Raw genomic sequence first — 3,069 nt, forward strand, 5'->3', positions numbered from 1 at the left:
CAGCCGAAGGAGCCCCCGCCCATGACCCCCGACTTCCTCACCCAGTTGGCGAAGGACCGTGTGATCGCCGTCGTCCGTGCGCCGGAGATACCCGACGCCGCGGCGCTGTGCGAGGCGTTGCGGGCGGGTGGCATCCGGTGGATCGAGTTCACCCGCACCACCCCCGGACTGGCCGCGCATCTACGGCGCGCGGTGGCCGACGGCCAGGACGGTGTCGGTGCCGGGACGGTGATGACCGCCGAGCAGGCCGAGGAGCTGATCGAGGCGGGGGCCCAGTACCTCGTCACCCCGGGCTGCCGACCCGGCGTCGCGGAGGCAGCAGCGGCGGCAGGGGTGCCGGTCGTCATGGGCGCCCTGTCCCCTACGGAGGTCGGGATGGCGCTCGACCTCGGCGTGGACGCGGTGAAGATCTTCCCGGCGCGCGCCTTCGGCCCCCGGCACTTCCGTGACCTCGCGGGCCCCTTCCCGGACGTACCGCTGGTGGCGTCCGGCGGGGTCGACGCGGACAACGCGGCCGGGTTCCTCGCGGCCGGGGCGCGTGCGGTGTGCGCCGGTTCGCAGGTCGTACCGCCCGCTGTCGTGGCCGCCGGCGACTGGGCGGAGATCACGCGCCGGGCCCGCGCCTTCACCGACTCGCTGTCCGCCGTACCGGCGCCGGTGTAGCCGAACCGGACAGACCGCCATGTGCCCGGGTCTGCCTGCGAGTTACTCCGATTCCGGCCGCGGGCGCCACGTACCGTCGACCGGAATACCCGCGGCGGCCGCGATCCGGTCGCGGGACGCGAGGAGTCGGGCCCTGAGCGCCGGCAGGTCCACACCCACCCACACCCCGTCACGCTTGACCACTTGACCGGCGACGAGGACGGTGTCGACCAGGCCGGGATGGCCGGCGCCGACGATGCTGCCGGCCGGGTCGGTGACCGGGAACACCGTCAGGTCGTCAAACAACAAAGTGGCCTGCCCCAAGGCTCCAATGCTCCGCCCGCCCGCCTCAGCCGAGGTGCCGAATGCGAGCCGCCGTCGCAGGCGTGTACGGCAACCAGTCATGCACCGATCCACTGACGACGAACTCGGCGACCGCTCCGGCGAAGGTACGCCCCAGCTCCCGTACGGCATCGGTCGGCCGCCCCAACATCGGACTGTCCGCAAAAGCGTCGAACGTGCCGAAAAGGAAGGGCAGTTCGCCGCAGTGGGTGGCACCCAGCCCATACGGATCCTCAGCCGGCCGGTAGTCGAACTCATACACGTAGGTCGTGTTGCCGCCCGCCGCGTGATGGTCGGCGATCCGCAACGAGTCGGCGCGGAACAGATCGTCGGTGACCATCGCGGTGAACACCCGTGCCGCGGTGGGCTCTTCGAACCGTGCGTCGTATCGCTGGTAGAACTCGTGGGCGCGATCGCCCAGTTGACCGGCCAGCAGGTCCAACGCACCGTCAAAGCCGAGGTTCTGGATGTGCGGGTCGAAGGCGGTGAAGGCCGTCGCCTCGTCCCGGGTGGTGCCGATCAGCAGGGACTTGCCCTCCAGGCCGCCGTCCACGACCCCCCGACGCAGATCGCGGGGAACACCGGGCCCGCCCAGCACCGGATACATCGGCGGAGCGGCGTTGCCCGGACGCGCGAGCTGTCCCGCGAGTTGGCCGTAGGCGGACAGCAGGCGCTCAACGGGCAGTGCGCGCAGGGCGGTTGCCGCGTCCGCTCCGGCCGGCACGTCGAGCAGCCGTAGATACGCTTCGGCGTTGTCCGCCGCGTGCTGGGGGTCCTGCGGGGCCAGGCCGAACGGCCCGCTCTCCAGCAGCACCCGGTTCACGAGTCCCGATGTCCGCGGATCGAGCGCCAGCGCAAGCGATGAATACGCTCCGGCCGACTGCCCGCCGACCGTGACCTCGCGTGGATCGCCGCCGAAGGAGGCGATGTTGTCCCGCACCCAGGCCAGCAGGGCGGCCTGGTCCTGGGCGCCGAGGTTGGCGGCGCCTATCTCCGGCAGGTACAGGTAACCCAGGGGCCCCACACGGTAGTTGGCGGTGACCACGACGATGTCGCCGAGCGCGGCCAGCCGCCCGCCGTCGTACCAGTCCCAGCCGCCGGAACCACTGGTGAAGCCGCCCCCGTGCCACCACACCAGGACCGGCCGGGCCGTGTTGCCCTCCAACACCCCTGCCGGAACATGGACGTTGACGGTCAGGCAGCCGTCCTCGTCCCAGTCCGGCACGCGGGCGCCCATCACCCGTTCCAGCCGGGAGGCCCCCTGCGGGACGGCTGGTCCGGCCTGCGTGGCCTCCCGCACCCCGGTCCACCCCGGGTGCGGCTGAGGCGGCGCGAACCGCAACTCACCGACAGGCGAAGCGGCGTAGGGAATCCCCCGGAAGGAGACCACCTCACCCCGCACGTCACCCCTGACCCGACCCCGATCCGTCTCCGCGACACCCACCATCGGGCTCACCCTCTCTCCGTCGTCCGCTCTGAACCGTTTCTAGCGGCGAGCGTCGATCCGAGCCAGAATGAGGAAACGAAAGCGCGAAAGCAGGACAGAGGACCAGGAGGATATGGCGAAAGCAAGCCACCCCTTGAGCGAGACGGACAGCCGGATCGCCGCCGCGATGCTGGCCTCGCCGCGGGCCTCCTGGCGCACGGTCGGCCGCGTCCTGGGCATCTCGGAGCGCACGGTGGTGCGTCGCGCGGCACCGCTGTTCCACGACAGGACGCTGCGCGCCACCGCCGTACGCAACCCGGTGTGGTTCCCCGACCTGATCCCGCTGGCCCTGCGCATCCGCTGCCGACCCAGCCGGATCAGCGCGATCGCCGCCACCCTGGCCCGCCGCCCCGACACCGTCTGGGTGGACATCCTCGGCGGCGGCGACGAGATCTGCACGATCCTGTTCCTGGACGGCCCGGACGCCCGCGACTCCCTGCTCCTGCGCGACCTCCCGGCCACCCCGGCGGTCCAGTCGTGGACCTCGCACATCCTCCTACGGGTGTTCCCGGCGGCCTTCGACTGGAGCGGCGGCCTGCTCACGGAGACGGAACTGACCAGCCTACGGCCGGACACCCCACGCCCGGACACCTCCACCC

The 3,069-nt window shown here is 71.7% G+C and carries 3 protein-coding genes and 1 pseudogene; 2 read left to right on the forward strand and 2 right to left on the reverse strand.

Annotated features, from left to right (window positions below):
- Positions 1-663 (forward strand): bifunctional 4-hydroxy-2-oxoglutarate aldolase/2-dehydro-3-deoxy-phosphogluconate aldolase (locus AC31A1_RS49235; protein ID WP_489659566.1); only part of this gene is annotated, 663 nt, incomplete at its 5' end.
- A 42-nt stretch (positions 664-705) separates the two neighbouring features.
- Here AC31A1_RS49235 and AC31A1_RS49240 read toward each other — a convergent pair.
- Together AC31A1_RS49240 and AC31A1_RS49245 are read right to left on the reverse strand one after the other, a co-directional pair.
- The gene (locus tag AC31A1_RS49240; RefSeq protein WP_489659567.1) at positions 706-948 is read right to left on the reverse strand and encodes a hypothetical protein; all 243 of its coding nucleotides are present in this window, start codon (positions 946-948) and stop codon (positions 706-708) included.
- A 43-nt stretch (positions 949-991) separates the two neighbouring features.
- The gene (locus tag AC31A1_RS49245) at positions 992-2,431 is read right to left on the reverse strand and encodes a carboxylesterase/lipase family protein (protein WP_489659568.1); all 1,440 of its coding nucleotides are present in this window, start codon (positions 2,429-2,431) and stop codon (positions 992-994) included.
- A 112-nt stretch (positions 2,432-2,543) separates the two neighbouring features.
- Here AC31A1_RS49245 and AC31A1_RS49250 point away from each other — a divergent pair.
- A pseudogene (locus AC31A1_RS49250) lies at positions 2,544-3,069 on the forward strand (Lrp/AsnC family transcriptional regulator); the annotation flags it as partial.

This window comes from Streptomyces sp. P5F9 (assembly GCF_057961495.1).